The organism is Lentzea alba (genome assembly GCF_047445655.1).
Lineage (GTDB): Bacteria > Actinomycetota > Actinomycetes > Mycobacteriales > Pseudonocardiaceae > Lentzea > Lentzea alba_A.
This window is the reverse complement of record NZ_JAJAEG010000013.1, coordinates 23286-43601: the sequence shown is the minus strand read 5'-3', so window position 1 is coordinate 43601 and position 20316 is coordinate 23286. Positions and strand designations below refer to the sequence as shown.

The 20316-nt window shown below is 68.1% G+C and carries 20 protein-coding genes, 1 tRNA gene and 1 pseudogene; 9 read left to right on the top strand and 13 right to left on the bottom strand.

The features are described from left to right. Nucleotides 1-4: 4 nt before the first annotated feature. Genes tilS through dacB form a run of 3 tightly spaced genes read right to left on the bottom strand, consistent with a single transcriptional unit; the run spans nucleotide 5 to nucleotide 3451 of the window. Complete coding sequence (gene tilS / locus LFM09_RS22080; protein WP_414098419.1) at nucleotides 5-916, bottom strand: tRNA lysidine(34) synthetase TilS; 912 nt, start codon at nucleotides 914-916, stop codon at nucleotides 5-7. Beyond that, nucleotides 913-1956, bottom strand: a complete 1044-nt coding sequence (locus LFM09_RS22075) for a zinc-dependent metalloprotease (RefSeq protein ID WP_414098418.1) — start codon at nucleotides 1954-1956, stop codon at nucleotides 913-915. The genes tilS and LFM09_RS22075 overlap by 4 nt, the downstream gene beginning before the upstream one ends. A gap of 28 nt (nucleotides 1957-1984) precedes the next feature. Then, nucleotides 1985-3451 carry a D-alanyl-D-alanine carboxypeptidase/D-alanyl-D-alanine-endopeptidase gene (gene dacB, locus LFM09_RS22070; RefSeq protein WP_414098417.1) on the bottom strand — a complete coding sequence of 489 codons (1467 nt, stop codon included), beginning with the start codon at nucleotides 3449-3451 and terminating at the stop codon, nucleotides 1985-1987. 736 nt (nucleotides 3452-4187) lie between these two features. Between dacB and LFM09_RS22065 the strand changes: the two genes are divergently transcribed. Next, the gene (locus tag LFM09_RS22065) at nucleotides 4188-4694 is read left to right on the top strand and encodes an inorganic diphosphatase (RefSeq protein ID WP_414098416.1); all 507 of its coding nucleotides are present in this window, start codon (nucleotides 4188-4190) and stop codon (nucleotides 4692-4694) included. A gap of 66 nt (nucleotides 4695-4760) precedes the next feature. Here the strand turns inward: LFM09_RS22065 and LFM09_RS22060 are convergent, their stop codons facing one another. Continuing rightward, the gene (locus LFM09_RS22060) at nucleotides 4761-6401 is read right to left on the bottom strand and encodes an MDR family MFS transporter (protein ID WP_414098415.1); all 1641 of its coding nucleotides are present in this window, start codon (nucleotides 6399-6401) and stop codon (nucleotides 4761-4763) included. 2 nt (nucleotides 6402-6403) lie between these two features. Then, the gene (locus LFM09_RS22055; protein WP_414098414.1) at nucleotides 6404-6919 is read right to left on the bottom strand and encodes a MarR family winged helix-turn-helix transcriptional regulator; all 516 of its coding nucleotides are present in this window, start codon (nucleotides 6917-6919) and stop codon (nucleotides 6404-6406) included. 162 nt (nucleotides 6920-7081) lie between these two features. Here LFM09_RS22055 and LFM09_RS22050 point away from each other — a divergent pair, with 162 nt between their 5' ends. The 3 genes from LFM09_RS22050 (at nucleotide 7082) to LFM09_RS22040 (ending at nucleotide 9337) form a co-directional block, all read left to right on the top strand. Next, on the top strand, nucleotides 7082-7534 hold the full coding sequence (locus LFM09_RS22050; RefSeq protein ID WP_414098413.1) for a DUF4442 domain-containing protein: 453 nt from the start codon (nucleotides 7082-7084) through the stop codon (nucleotides 7532-7534). Nucleotides 7535-7634: 100 nt separating this feature from the next. Then, nucleotides 7635-8354, top strand: a complete 720-nt coding sequence (locus tag LFM09_RS22045; RefSeq protein WP_414098412.1) for a thermonuclease family protein — start codon at nucleotides 7635-7637, stop codon at nucleotides 8352-8354. Nucleotides 8355-8374: 20 nt separating this feature from the next. Beyond that, nucleotides 8375-9337, top strand: a complete 963-nt coding sequence (locus LFM09_RS22040; protein WP_414098411.1) for a TIGR03617 family F420-dependent LLM class oxidoreductase — start codon at nucleotides 8375-8377, stop codon at nucleotides 9335-9337. On the opposite strand, the gene LFM09_RS22035 is transcribed toward LFM09_RS22040, so the two are convergent. Further along, nucleotides 9319-9492, bottom strand: coding sequence for a hypothetical protein (locus tag LFM09_RS22035; RefSeq protein WP_414098410.1), 174 nt, complete (start codon nucleotides 9490-9492; stop codon nucleotides 9319-9321). The two genes, LFM09_RS22040 and LFM09_RS22035, sit on opposite strands and share 19 nt — an antisense overlap. Before the next feature lie 144 nt (nucleotides 9493-9636). On the opposite strand from LFM09_RS22035, the gene LFM09_RS22030 reads away from it, so the two are divergent. Further along, nucleotides 9637-10239 carry an ArsR/SmtB family transcription factor gene (locus LFM09_RS22030; RefSeq protein ID WP_414098409.1) on the top strand — a complete coding sequence of 201 codons (603 nt, stop codon included), beginning with the start codon at nucleotides 9637-9639 and terminating at the stop codon, nucleotides 10237-10239. Further along, nucleotides 10236-10973: an SRPBCC family protein gene (locus tag LFM09_RS22025; protein ID WP_414098408.1), complete on the top strand. Its 738-nt coding sequence runs from the start codon at nucleotides 10236-10238 to the stop codon at nucleotides 10971-10973. Before LFM09_RS22030 ends, LFM09_RS22025 begins: the two co-directional genes overlap by 4 nt. Here the strand turns inward: LFM09_RS22025 and LFM09_RS22020 are convergent. After that, entirely contained in the window at nucleotides 10949-11767 is an 819-nt protein-coding gene (locus LFM09_RS22020; RefSeq protein WP_414098407.1) for an endo alpha-1,4 polygalactosaminidase, read from the bottom strand. The genes LFM09_RS22025 and LFM09_RS22020 overlap by 25 nt on opposite strands. Before the next feature lie 86 nt (nucleotides 11768-11853). Here LFM09_RS22020 and dctA point away from each other — a divergent pair, with 86 nt between their 5' ends. Further along, nucleotides 11854-13131, top strand: coding sequence for a C4-dicarboxylate transporter DctA (gene dctA / locus LFM09_RS22015; RefSeq protein WP_414098406.1), 1278 nt, complete (start codon nucleotides 11854-11856; stop codon nucleotides 13129-13131). On the opposite strand, the gene LFM09_RS22010 is transcribed toward dctA, so the two are convergent. After that, on the bottom strand, nucleotides 13078-14658 hold the full coding sequence (locus LFM09_RS22010) for a DUF885 domain-containing protein (protein ID WP_414098405.1): 1581 nt from the start codon (nucleotides 14656-14658) through the stop codon (nucleotides 13078-13080). The genes dctA and LFM09_RS22010 overlap by 54 nt on opposite strands. A gap of 147 nt (nucleotides 14659-14805) precedes the next feature. Between LFM09_RS22010 and LFM09_RS22005 the strand changes: the two genes are divergently transcribed. Further along, nucleotides 14806-15396, top strand: a complete 591-nt coding sequence (locus LFM09_RS22005) for an HNH endonuclease family protein (RefSeq protein ID WP_414098404.1) — start codon at nucleotides 14806-14808, stop codon at nucleotides 15394-15396. Here LFM09_RS22005 and LFM09_RS22000 read toward each other — a convergent pair. The 3 genes from LFM09_RS22000 to LFM09_RS21990 form a co-directional block, all read right to left on the bottom strand. After that, entirely contained in the window at nucleotides 15393-16700 is a 1308-nt protein-coding gene (locus LFM09_RS22000; RefSeq protein WP_414098403.1) for a hypothetical protein, read from the bottom strand. The two genes, LFM09_RS22005 and LFM09_RS22000, sit on opposite strands and share 4 nt — an antisense overlap. Nucleotides 16701-16933: 233 nt before the next feature. Next, nucleotides 16934-17290 (bottom strand): hypothetical protein, encoded by a 357-nt coding sequence (locus LFM09_RS21995; RefSeq protein ID WP_414098402.1) that lies wholly within the window; start codon nucleotides 17288-17290, stop codon nucleotides 16934-16936. Nucleotides 17291-17355: 65 nt separating this feature from the next. After that, nucleotides 17356-17429: transfer RNA gene (locus LFM09_RS21990), tRNA-Thr, on the bottom strand. Nucleotides 17430-17537: 108 nt separating this feature from the next. Between LFM09_RS21990 and LFM09_RS21985 the strand changes: the two genes are divergently transcribed. Next, a complete protein-coding gene (locus tag LFM09_RS21985) occupies nucleotides 17538-18908 on the top strand; it encodes a hypothetical protein (protein WP_414098401.1) in 1371 nt (456 codons plus the stop codon). On the opposite strand, the gene LFM09_RS21980 is transcribed toward LFM09_RS21985, so the two are convergent. Further along, nucleotides 18862-20055, bottom strand: a complete 1194-nt coding sequence (locus LFM09_RS21980; RefSeq protein ID WP_414098400.1) for a glucuronyl hydrolase — start codon at nucleotides 20053-20055, stop codon at nucleotides 18862-18864. The genes LFM09_RS21985 and LFM09_RS21980 overlap by 47 nt on opposite strands. A gap of 55 nt (nucleotides 20056-20110) precedes the next feature. After that, nucleotides 20111-20311 (bottom strand): annotated as a pseudogene (locus tag LFM09_RS21975) (L-lactate permease); the annotation flags it as partial. Nucleotides 20312-20316 lie beyond the last annotated feature (5 nt).

The following is a 20316-nucleotide window of genomic DNA, read 5'->3' as shown; positions in this document are numbered from 1 at the left end:
CTGCTTAAGACTCAGGTTCAACCGCGAGCCTGCCATGCGCGCGCCGCACGACAAAGCCGCCAGGTAGCCAGACACCGCCCTGACCGCGCCATTCACTCACCAGTGCGTCAACACGACGCAGGTGCGAATCGGACAGTTCCGGCACACCTTCGTCTTTGAGCCACGACCTGAGCACTCTGCGTCGCAGTGCCACCGGCAACTCGGCGATGTCGTCGACCGCACAGCAGTCGCCGCTGAACGCCGACGCGAGAGAGTCAAGTGCGTCACAGTCCTCGCGCAGCTGTGCGGCCGTGCGCGCCAACGACGACGCGACGCCGCCCTGCAGCACGTCCTCCAGCAACGGCAGGACCTCGGAACGCAAGCGCACGCGGGTGAACGCCGGGTCGGCGTTGTGCGGGTCCTCCCACACCTCGATGCCCTGCTCCACGCAGAAAGCACGCGTCATCGCACGGGTCACGCCGAGCAGCGGCCGTCCCCACGGCGGGTCGTACGAACGCATCCCGGCGATCGAGCGCGGACCGGACCCGCGTCCCAGCCCGAGCAGCACGGTCTCCGCCTGGTCGTCCAGGGTGTGGCCGAGCAGCACGACACCGGAAGCCGGCCTCAGCGCCGCGTACCGGGCCTTGCGAGCCGCCGCCTCGGGACCGCCGGGGCCGGACACCTCGACAGCCTCCACCCGTGACACGAGACCGAAGTCCGCGCACTGCCGGGCCGCACGCAGCGCCACCTCGGCCGAGCCGGGCTGCAGCTGGTGATCGACGATCACGGCCGAGGCACCGGGCATCAGCCCGGCCACCGTGCACGCCAGCGCGAGCGAGTCGGCGCCACCGGAGACCGCCACGGTCACCGCGTCCGGGCGCACCTCGTCCAGGAAGCGGCGGACCGCCGTCCTGATCTCGGCGACCGGCCCGTTCACGGGGCCACGCGGCGCAGCCAGGTCATCGGTTCGGTGATCTCCGCGCGGGTGGGCAGGGTCTCGGCGGAGGTCCAGATCGCGTTGAAGCCGTCCATGCCGACGCGTTCCACGACGTACTCGGTGAACGCCGCGCCCTCCTCGTACTGGCGCACCTTCGCGTCCACGCCGAGCACCGTGCGCAGCACGCGGTCCAGCAGGCCGCCGCCCTTGCGCCGCGCCGTGAAGCGGCTGCGGATCGTCCCGACCGTCGGCACGACCGACGGGCCGACCGCGTCCATCACGTGGTCCGCGTGGCCTTCGAGCAAAGTGGACAGTGCGATCAGCCGGTCCAGCACGGCTTTCTGCTGCGGCGACTGGATGAGCTCGATCAGTCCGATCGGGCCGTCGCCCGCGCGCAGCTTGTGCCGGAAGTCGCGGATCACCTCCGGCAGCGGCGCACGGTCTTCGTCCATTGTGGAAAGAAGCGTGGTGACCTGGTCCGAGAAGTACTTCCGCAGCCACGGCACGCCGGTGAACTGCAGGCGGTGCGTGCACTCGTGCAGGCACACCCACATCCGGAAGTCGTCCGCGGGCACGTCCAGAGCCTGTTGCGCGCCAACGATGTTCGGCGCGACGAGCAGCAACCGGCCGGCCAGCTGGTCGCTCGGGCTGAACGGGTCGTACTGGCCGAGCACCCGCGACGACAGGAACGCCATCACGACGCCGGCCTGCACCCCGGCGGTCCCGGCGAGGATGCTCGCCATCGCACCGGACTGACGCGGCATCGCGGGCGCGGTCAGCGCGGCCAGGCCCTGCGCGGCGGCCTTGACCCACGCGGGCCGGTCCACGACCTCACCGGGCAGCAGCGGCAACCCCTGCCCGAGCCCGGTCAGCTCGCGGACGTGCACCTCGGCCTGGGGCGCGAGCTCCCGCAGTCTCCCGACCGCGTGCTCCGCCTCGTCCTTGCCGATCACCGGCCCCGGCCGCACGAGCCGCACGGCGGTCGCGACCGCCAGCTCCCAGTCCACCGGGCCGAGCTCTGCCTCCGCTGCGCCGTTCACCCTGCCGAAGTTACCTGCGCCCGGCCCGCTACGAACAGCCACAGCCCCGCAACGCAGCGGCCATCACGTCCAGCGCGGGCCGCACCTCGAGCTCGGGGTTGCGGTTGCTGGCCGACATGAACGCGAACACGAGCACCCGTCCGTCCACGTCGACCACCACGCCGGCGAGCGCGTTGACGCCGGTGAGCGTGCCCGTCTTGGCCCGCACCCAGCCCTTGCCGCCGGCCGCGCTGCCGCCGTAGCGACCGGCCAGCGTGCCACTGCCGCCCGCCACCGGCAGCGCCGTCAGCAACGGCCGCAGCTTCGCCGTGCGCGGGTCGTCGAGCGTGGGCTTGGCCGCGACGGCCAGCACGTCGGTGAGCAGCTTGGCCGGGATCTTGTTCGTCGCGGACAGCCCGCTGCCGTCCACGAAGTTCGCGCCGGTGAGGTCGAACCCGTTCTTGGTCAGCACGTCCCGCACGGCCTTGACCCCGCCCGCGAACGACGGCTCGTTGCCCGACTTGATCGCGATCTCGCGGGCGATCGCCTCGGTGAGGACGTTGTCCGAGATCTGCATCATGTTGTCGACGAGCTGCTCGATCGGCGCGCTCTTGATCTCGCCGAGCACCTGCGCGCCGGCCGGAGCCGTGCCCGCGGTCGCTCCGGGAGCCCCGATGCGCTGTGCGAACGCGTCCGCCGCCGACTGCGCCGGACTCCCGGTGCGCGCGGACACGTCCTTCTTCGGGTCGAGGCGGCCACCGTCGAGCATGAACGGCACGATCGGCGCCACTGAACCACCCGCGATGTCGGCCGTCTCCCACTGCGGTCCGAGCGCCTCGCCCGCGTACCGGCTCAGGTCGAACTGGACCTTGGTGACCGCGCCCTTCGCCTTGACCTGGTTGACCAGGTCGTCGAGCGTCGCCGCGCCGGGGTAGACGGAGCTGCCGGGCGTGCCGGAGATCGTCGGGTCGCCACCGCCGACGATCACCACGGTGCCGGGCTCCGCACCCTGCACGACCTTGGTGGACAGCTGGTCGGTCTTCTCCAGGCTGAGCAACGCCGCTGCGGCCGTGAGGACCTTGAGGCTCGACGCCGGGGTCGCGGGCGTGGTGTCGCCCTGCTGCCACAGCGCCGTGCCGCTCGCGGGGTCCACGACGCTGCCGGTCAGCGTGCCGAGGTTGGCGTTGCCGGCCGGGCCGGTGAGCACACCTTTGACGCCCTGCGGGGTCGCGGCCGGTGCACCCGCGGTGGCCGCCTTGACCAGCGGCTGAACGTTCGCGGGCGGGGCCGGGGGCTTGGTCTCGACCGCTGCGGGGCCACCGAACTCGTTGACCGCGTAGATGGTGGCGCCGGCGAGTGCGGCGACGACGAACAGGCTGAGGACGACGGCGAGGGGCTTGCGGCCCTTCTTGGGCTCGTCGGTGGTGAGCCGGTCTTCCGGTTCTTCGTCGTAGCCGGAGACCGGGAGGGTCTCGCGAACGGGCTCTTCCTGCCGCACGCTCGCGTCCTGCCGCACGCTCGCGCGAGGGTCCCCTCCAGGGGGTCCCCCGGTTTCAACTTTGCCAGGTGGCACCGACATTTCCGGGGCTGCTGGCGGCTGCCTGTGGACAACCTCGGGCCTGTGGACAACCTCGGGTCTGACCGGCTGGTTGAACCACGAGGGGTCGCCCATCGGCAGCTGGTCGACCCGCGCGGTCTTGCCGGGGACCGGCTTGGGCACCACCCGCGTCTGGTCACCACGCGGCTCCACCACCGGCGCGGGCTCCGAGCCACCCGGCGAGATCCGCACCGGCGCGGCCCGCGGCGGCTCGGGCGACCGAGGTTGGCCACCGTCCGGACCAATCGGCCCGTGAGACTTCCCACCCGAAGATCCACCGGAACCCGCACCGGAACCGTTTCCGGGACCCCCGCGACCACCGCCAACCGACCCCGCACCGTTCGGAGCAGAACGAACCGGGGACGACCGCATAGGCTCCTGAATGGACGGTGGCTTCAGCACGGACGCGACGGGCAACCGCATCGTCGGCTGGTCCAGCGACGGACGGCTGACCTGCAGAGTCGGCTCCTCGGGCGCAGCGTCCGGACCGGCGTCGTCGTCCTCGGTCGGCCACTGGGGCTCGTCCGACAAAAGGGCCTCCGTCAGCTCGGTACGGGCAATCTCACACCCTCCAGCCGCCGCTCCGATGAGGGTTGACAGGGCGTCGTGGTCCACACTAGTGGGCGTCACGAATGGGCTACATGAGCGAGGACCAGTGGAGTTCGACGTCCTGATCGAGATCCCCAAGGGCGTGCGCAACAAGTACGAGGTGGACCACAAGAGTGGGCGCATCCGCCTCGACCGCACGTTGTTCACGTCGACGCAGTACCCCGCCGACTACGGGTTCATCGAGAACACCCTGGGTGAGGACGGCGACCCGTTGGACGCCCTCGTCCTCGTCCAGGAGCCGACGTTCCCCGGCTGCCTGATCGCGGCTCGCGCCATCGGCATGTTCCGCATGACCGACGAGAAGGGCGGCGACGACAAGGTTCTGTGCGTCCCGGCCTACGACCCGCGGCACGAGCACCTGCGCGACATCCACCACCTGGCGGAGTTCGACCGCCTGGAGATCCAGCACTTCTTCGAGGTCTACAAGGACCTGGAGCCCGGCAAGAGCGTCGAGGGCGCGACCTGGGTCGGCCGCACCGAGGCCGAGGCCGAGATCGTCCGCTCCTACCAGCGTCTGAAGGACGCCCAGGAGCGCGGCGAAGAGCTGCACTGAAGCGCGAACGACGAAGGGCTCTTTCATCCACCTCATGTGGACGAAAGAGCCCTTCCTCGTTTGAAGCTAGACCGCGAGGGCCTCGGCGTCGGCGACCCGCTCCAGACCCGACCGGGTCGACAGCGGCTTCTCGCGCAGGAACCACACGAGCACGAACGCCACCACCATCACGATCCCGCCGGTGAGGAACACCAGGTCGATCGCGCTGGAGAAGCCGTCCAGGAACGGTCGCGCCAGCACCGGGTCGAGGTGGTTGAGGAACTCGGTGTTGTTGATGTCCACACCGGTCCCGCCACCGCTCTGCAGCTGCTGGGCGAACTGCGGGTTCTGGGCCAGCGCCGCCCGGAAGGCGTCGGTCTGCATGGCCGACTTCAGACCGTCGGCGATCTTGTCGCCGACCGTGCTGAACAGGATCGACAGGAACACCGCGGTACCGACCGTGCCACCGATCTGGCGGAAGAACGTCGCCGAAGCGGTCGCCACACCCATGTCACGCGGCTCGGCGTCGTTCTGGATGGCCAGCAGCAGCGTCTGCATGCACTGGCCGAGACCCGCGCCCATGACGAACATGTAGACCATGACCAGCCAGTTCGGCGTGTCCGTGCCGATGGTGCTGAGCAGGATCAGCGCGACCGTCATCAGACCGGCGCCGAGGATCGGGAAGATCTTGTAGCGCCCGGTCTGGGACGTCACCCGGCCTGCGATCGCCGTGGCCGACATGATGCCGAACGTCATCGGCAGCAACATCAGACCGGCGACGGTCGGCGTCACGCCCTTCACGATCTGCAGGTACAGCGGGATGGAGACCATGCCGCCGAACATGCCGATGCCCAGCACGAAGTTGATCCCGTTGCCCAGTGCGAACGTGTGGTTGCGGAACATCCGCATCGGCAGCAGCGCCTCGTCGCCCGCGCGGAACTCCGCCCAGACGAACGCCACCAGACCGAGCACACCGACCACGTACATCGCGATCGACGTTCCGGACGCCCAGCCCCACTCCCGGCCCTGTTCGGCCACGATCAGCAACGGCACCAGGCCGACGGTCAGCGTCAGCGCGCCGAGGTAGTCGACGCGGTGGTCGACCCGCTGGTGCGGGATGTTCAGCACGCGGCCGACGACGAACAGCGCGAGCAGCGCGATCGGGACGTTCACCAGGAACACCCAGCGCCAGCCGGTGACACCGACGAACGAGTCGAGGCCCGCGAACACACCGCCGATGACCGGCCCGAGCACGCTCGCCGAACCGAACACGGCCATGAAGTACGCCGAGTACTTGCTGCGCTCACGCGGCGAGATGATGTCGGCCATGATCGCGAACGCCAGCGACATCAGACCGCCGGCGCCGAGGCCCTGCACCGCGCGGAACGCGGCCAGCTCGTACATCGACGTCGCGATGCCCGACAGCAGCGAGCCGAGCAGGAACAGCGAGATCGCCGTGAGGTACATCGGCTTGCGCCCGTAGATGTCGGACAGCTTGCCGTACAACGGGGTCGTGATGGTCGCGGTGATCAGGTAGGCGGTCGTCGCCCACGCCTGCAGCGTCTGGCCGTGCAGCTGGTCCGCGATGGTCTTCATGGCGCTGGCGACGATCATCTGGTCCAGCGCCGCGAGGAACATGCCCAGCAGCAGGCCGGACAGCACCGTCATGATCTGGCGGTGCGTCAACGAGACCCCTGGTGTGGGTGCCGCCTCGGTTGTTTCTGACATCTCTACTTTTCCCCTCCTGCGCGGGGACCCGTCCCGCGTTCGGTCAAAAGCGCCGGAATCGTGCGCTCGTAGTCCTGGACAAAGCGTTCGAACAGGTCCGCGAAGCCCTTGAAGTCCTCGTGGGCCCAGTCCGCGAACACCTGCTCGATCGCTTCGTTGCGCTGCCGGCGTCGCTCGACGAGCAACTGGCGTCCCGCCTCGGTCACGGCAAGCACGCTGGCGCGTCCGTCGGCGGGGTCGGCCCGCCGTTCGACCAGCCCGTCCTTCACCAGCCCGGCGACCTGCCTGCTGACCGTGGACGGGTCGGACAGCACCGCCTCCGCCAGTCCGCTCGATCGGCACTCCCCGAGGCCGTTGAGCGTGGCGAGCAGCACGAAGGCGGACTTGTCCATGCCCTGCTTGGCCATCTGGTGGGCGACCTGGGCGTGCATCTTGTTCAGCCGCACCATCGCCATGCCGACGCGGTCCGCGAGCTCGTGCTCGGGATCGACGGCGGTGCACCTGCCCGGATCGACCATCTGACACCTCGTTGCTTGTATCACCCAACTAGTTGCTCGGTACAAGCATCCATCTCGACAAGTCAGAACGCAAGTGAGTTTCGAGTCTCACTCCACAGAGGACTGATATGTCCGGTTACCGACGGGTAGCAGAGTGGGTTACTCGCCGGTAGCATCCGTCTCATGAGCCAAGACGTGTCGTTCCTCGCCGAGGCGATGAAGCAAGCGGTGCCGTACGTGAAGACCACCGGCATCGAGTTCGAAGAGGTCTCGCCCACCCGCATCGTCGCGTCGCTGCCGGACAACGCGTCGCTGCACAACCACATCGGCGGCCCGCACGCCGCGATGATGTTCGGCCTCGGCGAGTCCGCGTCCGGCGCCGTGGTGATGGCCGCGTTCGCCGCGCACCTCGGCAAGGCCACCCCGCTCGCCGTCCGCGCGGAGATCGCCTACAAGAAGATCGCCATGGGTGCCGTGCGCGCGGAAGCCGTTCTCGGCCGCACCGCCGACGAGGTTCTGGCCGAGCTGGAGACCGGTACGCGGCCCGAGTTCCCGGTCGCCATCACGATCACCGACGCCGAGGGAGTGATCACCTGCGAGATGACGGTGGTCTGGACCTTGAAGCCCGCGCGCTGAGCTGGGAATCTCCGTGTTTCAGTTCGGACTCCTTGTGAACCGATCCGAACCAAATACGTAACCTTGGCCACACCGCTGCGGGCGAGCACCATTCAGGTTCATGTCGGGGTGGAGAACTCTGGGCGGGGTCCTCGCGGTCGCGCTCACCGCGGGTTGTACCGCACAAGCACAGCAGTCGACTCCTGTCGCCGTGGAGAAGCCGGTCGAGGAAGCACCGGCTTCGACCTCGGCGACGGTGCCGCCGGCGCAGCTGGGCATCACCGTCGCGTCGATCGTGGACGGCCGGGCGGTGATGCTGTCCGACGGCTCGAAGGCCGAGATCGCGGGCCTCGCGCAGCCGGGACCGTGCTGGGCTGAGGCGGCGACGAGCTTCGCCAAGAGCATGTTGCTGGGCCAGCAGGTGCGCTTCGACCGCGCCACCGGCGCGCTCAGCCTCGCGGACGGCACGGACTACGCGTTGCTCGCACTGGGCAACGGCGCCGGCCGGGTCACGGGCACCCCTTCGGCCGTGCAGAAGGAAGCCGAGGCGGCCGCACAACGCGTACCGATGGGCCTGTGGGGTTCGCCCTGTGGCGGCAAGGACGCCACCGAGACGCCCACTCCCCCGCCTCCGCCACCACCGCCGCCGGTCACCACCACCAAGCCGAAGCCGACCACGCAGCCCAGGCCGAAGCCGGTCTTCTACGCGACCTGCGACGACGCGCGACGGGCCGGTGCGGCGCCGCTGTACTGGGGCCAGCCGGGCTACCGCGTCGAGCTGGACGAGAACCGCAACGGCGTCGCCTGCGAGTCCCGGTACGGCTACGGCGGTTACCGCTAGGCGCCAATAACCTCAGCGGCATGAAGCTGGACAGGAGTGCCGTCGACTACACCCCGGGCAACGTCGGGGACATCGCCGAGCGCGCCGAGGACCGCGGCTACGACGGGTTCTGGCTCGCCGAGACCAAGCACGACCCGTTCCTCGCGCTGGCCGGTGCCGCGGCGGCGACCGAGCGGATCGAGCTCGGCACGGCCATCGCGGTGGCGTTCGCGCGCAACCCGATGACCATCGCGACCACGGCGAACGACCTGCAGCTGCTGTCGGGTGGCCGGTTCAACCTCGGCCTCGGCTCGCAGGTCGAAGCGCACATCACCAAGCGCTTCTCGATGCCGTGGAGCAAGCCGGCCGCGCGCATGCGGGAGTTCGTGCTGGCGATCCGGGCGATCTGGCACGCGTGGGAGACCGGCGAGCGGCTGGCGTTCCGCGGCGAGTTCTACAAGCACACGCTGATGACGCCGTTCTTCGACCCCGGTCCCAACCCGCACGGGAACGCGCCGATCTACCTCGCGGGCGTCGGCGAGCTGATGACCGAGGTGGCAGGCGAGGTCGCGGACGGCTTCCTGTGCCACAACTTCACGACCGAGCGGTATCTGCGCGAGGTGACGCTGCCAGCGCTGGAACGCGGCCGGGCGAAGGCGGGAAAGACGTTGGAGGGCTTCGAGATCAGCGGTCCGGTGTTCACCGCTTCGTCGGACGAGGAGATCGCCGACGTCAAGCGGCAGATCGCGTTCTACGGGTCGACGCCCGCGTACAAGCCCGTGTTGGACCTGCACGGCTGGGGTGCGTTGCACGAGGAGCTGCACCGGATGTCCCGGCGGCAGCAGTGGGCGGAGATGAGCGAGCTGATCACGGACGAGGTGCTGCGGGAGTTCGCCGTCGTCGGACCGGCGGACACCGTCACGGCCACGCTGCTGAAGCGCTGCGGAGACGTCGTCACGCGGATCTCACCGTCGAAGAACGTGCTTCAACGACCCGAGAAGTGACTCAGGCCCTGACGCGCCAGCTCGTCGTGGAAAGCGTCGAGCTCGGCGCGCACTCTGGCCACGCCCCTCTTGCGGATCCACCTGCGTCTGCCCACGTTGGCGGCGGTCAGCGCGAACGGCAGGGCCAGCAGGGTCAGGACCAGCATCATCGTCATCTTGTCTCCTCAGGGGTTGCGAACAAGCAACGACCAATCGAGACAGCGCTTACGGTACCGGGTCCAAAGCCACCCAGGTGGAGCAAAGTCACCGACAGCAACTCAGTTCTTGACTAATTTTGTTTTCGGTGCGACGGTGAAGCCATGTTCGAAGTGGCGGTGATCGAAGACCCGTCCGCGGCCGAGGTGTCGCTGGACCCCGTGCGGGCACGTCTGCTCGCGGAACTGGTCGAGCCCGGATCGGCGACGATGCTCGCCGCGAAGGTCGGTCTGCCCAGGCAGAAGGTGAACTACCACCTGCGCACGCTGGAGCAGCACGGCCTGGTGGAGCTGGTCGAGGAACGACGCAAGGGCAACGTGAACGAGCGCCTGCTGCAGGCGACCGCCGCGTCCTACGTGATCTCCCCGACCGCGCTCTCGGCCGTGCAGCCGGACCCGGCGCGTTCACCCGACCGGTTGTCGGCGCGGTGGCTGCTGGCCGTTTCGGCCAGGCTGGTGCGCGACGTCGGCACGTTGATCACGGGAGCTACCAAGGCGAAGAAGCGGCTGGCGACGTTCGCGCTGGACGGCGAGGTCCGGTTCGCGACCGCGGCCGACCGCGCGGCGTTCGCCGAGGAGCTCGCGGCCAGCGTGACCCGGCTCGTCGCCAAGTACCACGACGAACAGGCCGAAGGGGGACGTCCGCACCGAGTCGTCGTCGCCCTGCACCCCAGCATCGCTGCCGCAGTCAAGGAGGAAGAGTCGTGACCCACGAGTTCGAGATCAGCAAGGAGATCGAGGTCGAGGGGACCCCCGAGCAGGTCTGGGACGCCATCGCGACCGGGCCCGGCATCGACTCGTGGTTCATGGGCCCGCACACCGTCGACGGACGCCTCGGCGGCCGCATGACGCTGGACCTGGGCTTCTTCAAGGAGTCTTCGACGATCACCGCCTGGGAGCCCGGCAAGCACCTCGCGTACTCCAGCGACAAGGGCGAGGACGGCACCGTCCACGCGATGGAGTACCTGATCGAGGCCCGCGACCAGGGCACGACCGTGCTGCGGTTCGTGCACAGCGGCATCCTCGCCGACGGCTGGGGCGACGAGTTCGTCGACCAGCAGTCGAAGGGCTGGGACATGTACCTGTTCACGATGGCCGAGTACGTCAAGCACTTCGCGGGCAAGCCCGGCACCTACGTGTTCGCGCAGTGGCCTGAGCAGCCGGAGGGCGCCGACAACTGGCCGGTGCTGCTGCGGGAGCTCGGCGTCCCCGAGGGCGCGAAGGTCGGCGACGAGGTCACCCTCGAACCGTTCGGCATCACCGGTGTCGTCGACTACGTCGTGGAGCACGACCTGCACAACTTCCTCGGCGTGCGCGGACCCGAGGGCATTTACCGCTTCCACGGCACCAACGCCGTCGGCCACCACGTCTTCGGTGACGCGACCGGCCAGGCGGAGAAGTGGCAGGCGTTCCTGAATCAGGCGGTCGGACAGGCCTCGTAGACGTAGTCCGGGTGCCCGTACGGCACCACGGCCCGGTCGCGGCGGATGATCGACCTCTTTCCGCCGCGATCGGCACACGACTTCTGGAACGCCTCGTCGGTGTACTCGATCTGGAAGACGTTGTCGCCGAACGCGTCCGCGAACGGCTTGCACTCGTCGTTGGCCTGGCAGTCCTCGGTGATCGCGAAGTCGAACCCGATGTACTTCTTGCCCGAGTCGCCCAGCTCACCACCGTTCTTCTGCGCGACGGCCAGCCCCTTCTCGTGGGCGTGCCGGACGAACGCCTTCATGAACTCCTTGGTGGCGTTGATGTCGAACGCTCCGCCGGCCCGCGTGTGCGAGTCGAGGTTGTCCGCCTCGACGGCCTGGTAGCGCGACATCTTGCAGCCCTCGATCCACTTCTTCTGGATCTCCAGGATCTTCTGCCGCTTGTCCGCGGTGGAGATGTCGAGAATCCCCTCTTCCCACTCGGGGTCGACCACCGGCTCGCCATCCGGCTTCTTGACCAGCAGGTCGCCGTGGTTCTGCTTCCACCAGCTCAGGCTGCCGTCCATCGGGTCCGGCTGCGTCTGCAACGCGTTGAGGTAGCAGATGTTGTAGCGGTCGCCGACGGGGATCTTGCTGCGGTCCCGCACGACGATCTTCACCTTGGAGTCCGGCTGGTAGACGCCACCGAGCTGGTAGTCGAACTTCCCGCCGGTGGGAGGCATCTCGACCGGCGGCAGCTCGGGTTCGCTCGCGCTGCAGGAAGCGACGAGCAGGAGCAGGGCGGCAGCCGCCGCGGCTGTCTTCATGCGCGGCAGTGTGCCACCCGTCGAATGACGCAGGCGTAACACGAAGGACACTCCATCCCTCACAAATGAGATTTAGCTTCCGGGATGTGAAAACTCGGTCGCTGTTCCTGCAGCTCGTGATCGCAGTCGTCGCCGGTGTGCTGGTGGGCCACTACTTCAGGGCGTTCGGCGCAGATCTGAAGCCCATCGGGGACGGCTTCATCAAGCTGATCAAGATGGTGATCGCGCCGCTGATCTTCTGCGTCGTGGCAACGGGTATCGCGAAGGTCGGCGACCTGCGCGCGGTGGGCCGGATCGGCGTGAAGGCGCTGATCTACTTCGAGGTGGTGTCGACCGCCGCGCTGGCGTTCGGGCTGCTGGTCGGCAACGTGGTGCGACCGGGTGCGGGCATGAACGTGGATCCGTCCACGTTGGACGCCTCCGCCGTGGAGGCGAAGACGCAGGGTGGTCACCTCCCCGGCGTCGTGCAGTTCCTGCTGGATCTCATTCCTTCCAGTGTGGTGGACGCGTTGGCGCGCAACGCGTTGCTTCAGGTGCTGCTGTTCGCGGTGCTGTTCGGCTGCGCGCTGGCCCAGCTCGGCGAGCGCGTGACACCGGTCGTGGACCTCCTGGAACGCGTCAACCTGGCGTTCTTCACGGTCCTGGGCTACGTGATGAAGCTGGCGCCGCTCGGTGCGTTCGGGGCGATGGCTTTCCTGGTCGGGCAGTACGGACTCGGCTCGTTGCGCACCTATGCGTGGCTGATCCTTTCCGCGTACGGCGCCGCTTTGCTGTTCTGCGGCCTGCTGGGCGTGATCGCGTGGGCGTTCGCGCGGGTGAACATCCTGCGGTTCATCAGGTACGCGCGAGAAGAGTTCCTGCTGGCGCTCGGCACCGCGTCGTCGGAAGCCGTGCTGCCGCGGATGATGGTGAAGCTCCAACGTGCCGGGTGCGCGCCGGCGTCGGTCGGCCTGGTGCTGCCGACCGGCTACTCGTTCAACCTCGACGGCGCCTCGATCTACCTGTCGCTGGCCACGGTGTTCCTCGCCCAGGCGTTGAACGTGCCGTTGGACCTCGGTGACCAGCTGACGATCGTGCTCGTGCTCGTGCTGACCTCCAAGGGCATGGCCGGCGTGCCGGGTTCCGCGTTCCTGGCGCTGTCGGCGACGGTCGCCGCAGTCGGCTCGATCCCGGCCGCGGCGGTCGCGTTGCTGCTCGGCGCGGACCGGATCATGGACTCGATGCGCGTCTTCACGAACCTGCTGGGCAACTGCGTGGCGACGTTCGTCGTGTCGCGCTGGGAGGGGCTGTTGGATCTCGACCAGATGCGATCAGCTCTCAGCGAGCCAGTCCGTGACGACCTCGTCGAGCAACGCGAGGGTTAGCCGTCCCTGGCTGAGCACGACCTCGTGGAAGTCGCGGACGTCCTTGCCCGCGGCTTCCGCCCGTGCGCGCAGCTCGTCGAACTTGAGGCGCCCCACCATGTACGCGAGCGCCTGCCCCGGTTCGCCGAGGTAGCGGTCCACCTCGGACTCGATCAGCAGGAGCGCCATCGGGGTGTTCTCCACCAGGTAGTCGATGGCCTGCTGGCGGCTCCAGCCCAACGCGTGCAACCCGGTGTCGACGACGAGCCGGCCGGCGCGCATGGCGTCCAGCATGAGCATGCCGAGCCTGGCCTCATCGCTGCTGTAGAGACCCATCTCGTCCGCGAGCCGTTCGCAGTACAGCGCCCAGCCCTCACCGAACGCGCTGATCTGCACCTTGCGGCGGAGCAGCGGCAGATCCTTGAGCAGCGCGCCTTTCGCGCGTTCGAAGTGATGGCCCGGCACGGCCTCGTGGTACGCCGTCGCCTCGTCCTCGATCCAGGTCCGGCTCTCCGGCTCCTTCGTGTTGACGAAGTACGTGCCGGGCCTGCTGCCGTCCTCCGCAGCCGGGAAGTAGTGCGGCGGCACCTGCGCGGACAACGACGGCGCCATCGCCTCGATCGCACACTTCTGTTCCGGCATCACACGGAACCACTTGGGAGCCTCGGCTTCGGCCTTCGCCACTGCCACGCGGGCGGCGTCGAGCAGGTCCTGCCCGTCGGTGTGACGCAGCGCGGGATCGTTGCGCAGCCGGTCGAACACGTCCTCGCCGTACTGCGCGAACTCGCGCTTGAGGTCCTCGATCTGCCGCAACCCGATGGCGTGCAGCTCCGCCGGCTCCACGTCCACTGTGGTGTGTGCGCGCATCGCCTTCCGGTAGATGGCGTCGCCCTCCGGCATCCAGCACAACCCGGCGTGCTCGGTGTCGCGGCCGTGCGGCAGAACCTCCTGCTGCAGCACGTTCCGGTAGTTCTCCAGCGCCGGCTTCACCACGGTGTCGATGACCTCACGCGCACCGTCGACCACGTCGAACGCGTCGAGGTCCGCGAGATTTCGGTCCACCAGCGCGATGGCCTGCTCGACGAGGAGAGCAACGGGCGTGCGGCCGTTCTCGATGCTTGTGCGATAGCGCTCCACGAACGGCTTGAGGAACCCCTCGATCTTGCGAAGCCGTTCCAGGTAGGCGGCCTGCCGTTCCGGTGTGTCGACCGGGAGCTTCGGCAGGAAGTTCAACAGATCTGGCACCGGGGCGCGGAAGTTGGCGCTGATCAGGTACTCGTTGTGCCGCGAGTCGATCGCGTCCGCCTGCGAGCGCGCCTCGTGCAGCGCGATCCCCTGCGTGATCCGTTCCGACAGGGTCTGCGGCTCGAGCTCGTTCGCCGCCTCCACGATGGCCCAGAGCCGCACCCGGAATTGCTGCTCGGCTTCCACGCTGTGGTCGGTGAGCGCCTCGTGGTCCCCGTCCAGCCCCAGCAGGGTCGCCATGACCGGGTAGTGGTCGAGAAGCTCTGCGAACAACCGATCAGCGAGCACGTTGACTTCGGACATGCGTTTCTCCCCCAAGAGTTACGCCGTTGGGCGGCCTTCACGACCGCACGTCACGGGTATGCCTTTCCCATGCGGTGGTTGTGGCTGATCATCCTGGTTGCCGGCTGTTCCGCGATACCCCTGACCCCTCCTCCTCAAATCGACCGCGTGCCCGCAGGAACCCTCGATGCTGTCACGGCGCGCACCTCTCTCGCAGCGCTGCCGTTGAGCACGCCGGGCCGGCTGGACGGGTACGTGCGCGACTGCTCTGACGGCAAAGCGTGCGTGTTCGGGCAGCCGTGGTTCGACACCGACGGCGACGGCTGCGATCAACGGTCACAGGTCCTGGCCCGCGATCTGACCGGCGTGCAACGCAAACCCGGCCGTTGTGGCGTGCAGTCCGGCACGTTGGACGATCCCTACACGGGGTCGCGGATCTCCGGCGTGTCGAAGATCCAGATCGACCACGTGGTGCCGCTGGCCGAGATGTGGCGCAGCGGGGCGGCGTCGTGGGCTCAGGAACGGCGGGTGGGGGCGGCGAACGACCTGCGGAACCTGATGGCGGTGTCCGGGAAGGTCAACCAGTCGAAAGGTGACAAGACGCCGGACGAGTGGATGCCGCCCAATGCCGGGTACGCGTGCTCGTACGGGCGGATCTACGTGACGGTCAAGGCGGCCTACGGGTTGAGCGTGGCTCCGGCGGAACGTTCGGCGCTGGAGAGAGCACTCACCACCTGTGACACACCGCCCGCCACCTAGTCGACTCTGCGGATCAGGCCGGAGTAGCCGACCACGACGAGGGTCGCCAGCAACCAGACCGCCACCTGGAGCAGCCAGATCGCGACCGCGAAAGCCTGGCCTCGCCGACTGATCGTGTCGAGGTCGCACCTCTCGCGAACACCTGTCACCGCGAGCGGAAGGCCTCGGTCAATTCCGAGGCCGATCTGCTCAAAGGTCGAACACGGGGTGAACGGGTGCTCGGTACGGCTGGTGTGACCCGCCACGTACCGGCCGTCCCGGATCGGTGTGCGGCCGGCCCAGAACCCGAGCGCTCCAGCGAGCACCAGCACGAGCAGTGTCGCGACGACCGTGCGGCCGACACGGTAGCCATAGCCTGCGAGCACTCCCCAGATTCGGTGCCTCAACCTCGACCATCGACTGTCGAACGCGCCGCGGATGCGGCGGTCGTCCTGCTGTGAGATCAAGATGCGGCGAACCGCGACGTCATTGCCTGCGGCGCGCTCGACGCCCGCCAATTGCCAGTAGGACTGGGCGGTGTATTCACGGGTGTGTGAGCGGATCCAGTGCAACCACCTCCGCCAGTCAGTTCCCGTCGTGGCCAGCGATCCATAGGCGAACCCGTCGAGCAACAACTCGCCGCCAGCGCAGTCGTGCCCGGGCTGCGCTTCACACACGACATCGCCTTCGAGCTTCGCCCACCTGGTCGAGACGTGTTCGAAGCAGACCAGCGCGCCATCGGTGTCCGAGTTCTTCACCTCGAACCTGCTCCAGCGAACGCCGCCCAGCGTCGAGCCGGCCAGATCGATCACAACCCTCTGACTCCTGGCCAGAACCGAGGAGTCGCCGCCCATCACCAGTTCGTCCTCGACTTTGATTCCGGGTGCGCACAGCGCCGGGCCGGACTTGTTGATCAACGTCGATCGTTCGAGATTGAGACTGCCTCCGATGAAGGCGCCGTCCAGCACGACAGCGCCAAGTGGAGAGTCTGCTGTTGCTGAAAATCCGTGTCGCAGAAAGAGACTTCCCTCAACCCGGACGTGCTGGGCATGCAATGCGGCATTGTTGGCGCTGCTGAGAACAGCCCCGTCGAACTCGAGGTTTCCGCCGATGTGGGCGCCAGGCAACCGAATAGCTCTGCTGTTCGGCGCGGCGGCCCTGAAGCCATACCTGAGAAAGAGTCCGCCGGTCACCCTGAGCCGATCCGCCAGGAGTGCGGGTATGCGACAACCCTCCATCTCGAACCAGGGGAACTCGGCATCCCGCGCAACCACAGGATCCGAAAGACGGCAGTCGGTCAGGTTCAGGCCCGCCTTGCTGATCACTCCTTCGAGGTCCAGCGCACCCTCGACCCGTGCCCCTGACAACTGGATTCCCCTGGGGTCCAAGGTGCCGTGGCGGCCGAGCAGGAGATCGCGGATCACGGCTGCCCGCACAACGCTGCATCGAAAACGCTGACCGTTCCTGGCTGCCTGCACGAGCTTGCGTTCCTGAGGGGAAAGTCCCCGCATGCGCCACATACCAAGGAGGTCGTGACACGGATCACATCGTTACGGGGTCAAACATCGGAGCGTTCGGCCTTGGAAAGGGCACGCAACGCCTGTTCGCGCTGAACCCGCCACTGCTCGCTGATCGTTGCCGGCCGCTGGTACCCGCAGTCGACGGGGTTGCCGTCGCTGTCGATCACCTCGGCGTCGCAGTTGCCGTGCTCGACCCAGACGTTGACGTTCTCGATGCCCTCGGCCCGATCGCTCTCGCTGGTCCAGTAGCCCACGCAGAAGGCCGGCTCGTCGCCCTCGTAGTCGTTCCGGACGCGCACCTGCTCCTTGGGCCGCAACCAGTAGTCCTCGCCGAGCGGTTCGAGCCAGATGACCAGCCAGTGCTCGCTTTGGTTGAAGACCCCGATGACGGCCATGGCGCCAGCCTAGACAAAGCAGAAGGGCCAGGTCAGCGAACTGACCTGGCCCTTCCGTCTCACCGAGCCGCCTATCGGAATCGAACCGATGACCTGCTCATTACGAGTGAGCCGCTCTGGCCGACTGAGCTAAGGCGGCGAGACGCGATAACTATAGCCGGTCCCGCGACCCGTTACTCACGGGGGTCGGCTTCGTTGTACGGACCGTGACCGATGTCACCACCTCCTAACCGCCGAGGAGTGGTTCATGCGCCGTTCGTCGTCCGTGCCGTTGGCCGGGTTGTTGCTGGCGCTCGCCGCGGCGCCCGCGTTCGCGCAGCCTCCGACCACGCCGGTGCCCGGGCCGCGCGACCCGAACCAGCCGCCCGCGTCGGCGCCGAACGGGCCGCAGTCGCTCGCGCACGCCGTTGGTGATGCGGGGACCGGGCTGACGGTGATCAGGCTCGGGCCGCAGGGAGTGCCGACGAACACGATCCTGCCGGGGCTGGGCGATCAGCTGCCGAAGCAGTCGGTGACCGAGCTCGGGCTCGGACTGGCCAGCGCGCAGGTCAACACCGAGGCGTTCCTGAGCACCGAGCGGGTGGTCACGCAGGCCAACCCGTTCGGGTTCGCGGTGGCCGGGCGGTCGCCGCAGTCGCCGGGGACGCTCGTGCAGACCGCGATTCCGGACAACCCTCAGCCCACGAATGGCGGGCTGCCCATCCCCGAGACGCCGCTGGGGAAGATCAAGGCGCTCAACGGCAGCGTGCACGCGCGGTGGGACGAGAAGCTCGGGCCGTGCGTCAGTCCGCTGGCCAACGCGCGCACGTCCGTTGCCGGGCTCGAAGTGCTCAGCGCCTTGCCGGCCGAGGTGCCGTTGCCGTCGAAGAGCCTGATCAGCATTCCGGACACGTTCGAAGCGAACTCGAGCGTCAAGCTCGTCGACTTGCCGGGCAGCAAGAACAAGGCCGTCGAGTCGACGTCGACGATGCGGGCGGTCAGCGTCGAGATCGCCGGCGGGATCAAGATCGATGTCGCGAGCCCGCCGACGCTCACGGCCACGGCCACCGGGGACGAGAAGACGTCGAAGATCACGTACACGGCGCCGGTGCTGAAGGTCAGTCAGAACGGCAAGGAGCTCGGCACGCTGGACGCGGCGCATCCGACGTTGGACGTGCCACTCCTCCTCGACCTGGCCGTCATCAGGTTGCAGATCGCCGGGCTCAACGAGAAGAAGGCGAGCTTCACGGGCACCGGGTTCACCGGGTTCCAGCTCGGGGCGACGGCGCGGATGCTCGACGTGCAGCTGTTGCCGACGGACAAGCTGAAGCTGCCGAACCTGCCCACGGCGCTCGCGCAGATCTCGCTCGGCGAGCAGATCGTGCGGGCCGCGGCGCCGCAGGGTGGCGTGGTCTGCGGGACCGCGCAGCCGCCGCAGACGAACACGCCGCAGAACCCCGGTGGTGGGGCGGCGCCTCCCCAGCAGAAGACGCCGCTCGCCTACACCAACGCCGCGTACCAGTCGATCCCGCTGTTCTGGACCGGCACGGGACTGCTGCTCGCGGGTGTGGTGATCTTCGCCGCGCTGCCGGTCAGAGGCCGATCGCGCGCGAAATCTCCCGAGGTTTCAGAACCCTGAGCAGCGCCTCCATGAAGTAGTAGTCGCCGTAGGGCAGGGAGACCTCGATGCCCACCTCGATGCGGCGGTTGCGGGTGCCGCGCGCCAAGACCGCCTCGTGCCGTTCGGAACGGGTCGTCAAACACGTGCGGCACAACGCTTCCAGGATGCGCAGAGCCGCGATCCGGTAGCCGATCCGGCCGGAGACCGCGGCCAGGTCCAGCAGGCCGCACGCCATGATGGCGCCCGCCGACGAGTCCTTGACGTCGTTGGGCGCCAACGGTGAGCGGTAGTCCCACACCGGAATGTGGTCCGGCGTGAGGGCGTCCAGCGCGAAGTCCGCGAGTTTCCTTGCCGCGTCGAGGAACTCACGCTTGCGAGTACGCCGGTACATCGTCGTGAAGCCGTAGATGCCCCAAGCCTGACCGCGCGACCAGCACGACGTCGGGCTGTAGCCCTGGTTCGTGTTGGGGCCGATGTCCTCGCCGGTGTCCGGGTTGAAGTCGAAGACGTGCGGCGTCGAGCCGTCCGGCCGGATGAACTTCGTGCGCGTGGTCAACGAGTGCGCGACGGCGATGTCCAGGTACTTCGAGTCCCCGGTCTGCTCGGACGCGAACGTCAGCAGGTCCAGGTTCATCATCGTGTCCATGATCGCGCGACCCGCGTTGTTCGGCGTGCCGAGCGCACCCCACGCCCTGATGAAACGGCCCTTGTCGTTGTAGCGCTGGATCAACGACGACGCAGCCTGCACGGCACCGTCACGCCACGAGACGTCGCCCGTGAGCCGGTACGCGGTCACCCACGACGGGTAGAACAGGAAGCCCAGGTCGTGGATCGACGTGTCGGTGCGGCGCGGGGACAGCCGCAGCGCCGACTCCACCGCCCACTTCTTGAACTGCTCGTCACCGCTGTCCAAGAAAGCCAGCCAGTGCATGCCGGGCCAGAAACCGCCGACCCAGCCACCGGAGTTGACGTAGATCCACTTCTCGAACTTCGTCTCCTCGGGGAACGAGGTGACGTTCGGGGCGACCTGGCGCAGCTTGCCGAGCGCGTAGTCCAGCGACTCGCGGAACAAGCGCGTGGAAGAAGCCGACGCCTCCCCAGCGGTCCCGACCACGACCGGAGCTGCGGCCGCCGCGCCGAGCAGGGTCCTGCGACTGAAACTCATGGCACCATCCATCCGAGAACGGGTGTGAGAAGTTCGAGACCAGGTACTGCGTGATCGCGACCGGCCCACCGGCACCCGCCAGCGCTTCGAGCAACGCACCGAACGAGAACGCGATGACGACCGCCTGCACGCGCTGGTCGTCGGAGATCGAGCTGAACGACCGCCGGAGAACGGCGAAATGTCCGCTGTGGACCGTCAGGAACAGCGAGCCCCGTCGGATTCGGGTTCTGCTGGTACACCAAAGGCCGCCTTTCATAAGCC

Excerpts from the sequence above, each read along its gene's own strand:
- LFM09_RS22060 (WP_414098415.1), bottom strand. The coding sequence starts at position 6,401 with ATGTCAGAAACAACCGAGGCGGCACCCACACCAGGGGTCTCGTTGACG.
- LFM09_RS22055 (WP_414098414.1), bottom strand. The coding sequence starts at position 6,919 with ATGGTCGATCCGGGCAGGTGCACCGCCGTCGATCCCGAGCACGAGCTC.
- LFM09_RS22050 (WP_414098413.1), top strand. The coding sequence starts at position 7,082 with ATGAGCCAAGACGTGTCGTTCCTCGCCGAGGCGATGAAGCAAGCGGTG.
- LFM09_RS22045 (WP_414098412.1), top strand. The coding sequence starts at position 7,635 with ATGTCGGGGTGGAGAACTCTGGGCGGGGTCCTCGCGGTCGCGCTCACC.
- LFM09_RS22040 (WP_414098411.1), top strand. The coding sequence starts at position 8,375 with ATGAAGCTGGACAGGAGTGCCGTCGACTACACCCCGGGCAACGTCGGG.
- LFM09_RS22035 (WP_414098410.1), bottom strand. The coding sequence starts at position 9,492 with ATGACGATGATGCTGGTCCTGACCCTGCTGGCCCTGCCGTTCGCGCTG.
- LFM09_RS22030 (WP_414098409.1), top strand. The coding sequence starts at position 9,637 with ATGTTCGAAGTGGCGGTGATCGAAGACCCGTCCGCGGCCGAGGTGTCG.
- LFM09_RS22020 (WP_414098407.1), bottom strand. The coding sequence starts at position 11,767 with ATGAAGACAGCCGCGGCGGCTGCCGCCCTGCTCCTGCTCGTCGCTTCC.
- LFM09_RS22010 (WP_414098405.1), bottom strand. The coding sequence starts at position 14,658 with ATGTCCGAAGTCAACGTGCTCGCTGATCGGTTGTTCGCAGAGCTTCTC.
- LFM09_RS21995 (WP_414098402.1), bottom strand. The coding sequence starts at position 17,290 with ATGGCCGTCATCGGGGTCTTCAACCAAAGCGAGCACTGGCTGGTCATC.
- LFM09_RS21985 (WP_414098401.1), top strand. The coding sequence starts at position 17,538 with ATGCGCCGTTCGTCGTCCGTGCCGTTGGCCGGGTTGTTGCTGGCGCTC.
- LFM09_RS21980 (WP_414098400.1), bottom strand. The coding sequence starts at position 20,055 with ATGAGTTTCAGTCGCAGGACCCTGCTCGGCGCGGCGGCCGCAGCTCCG.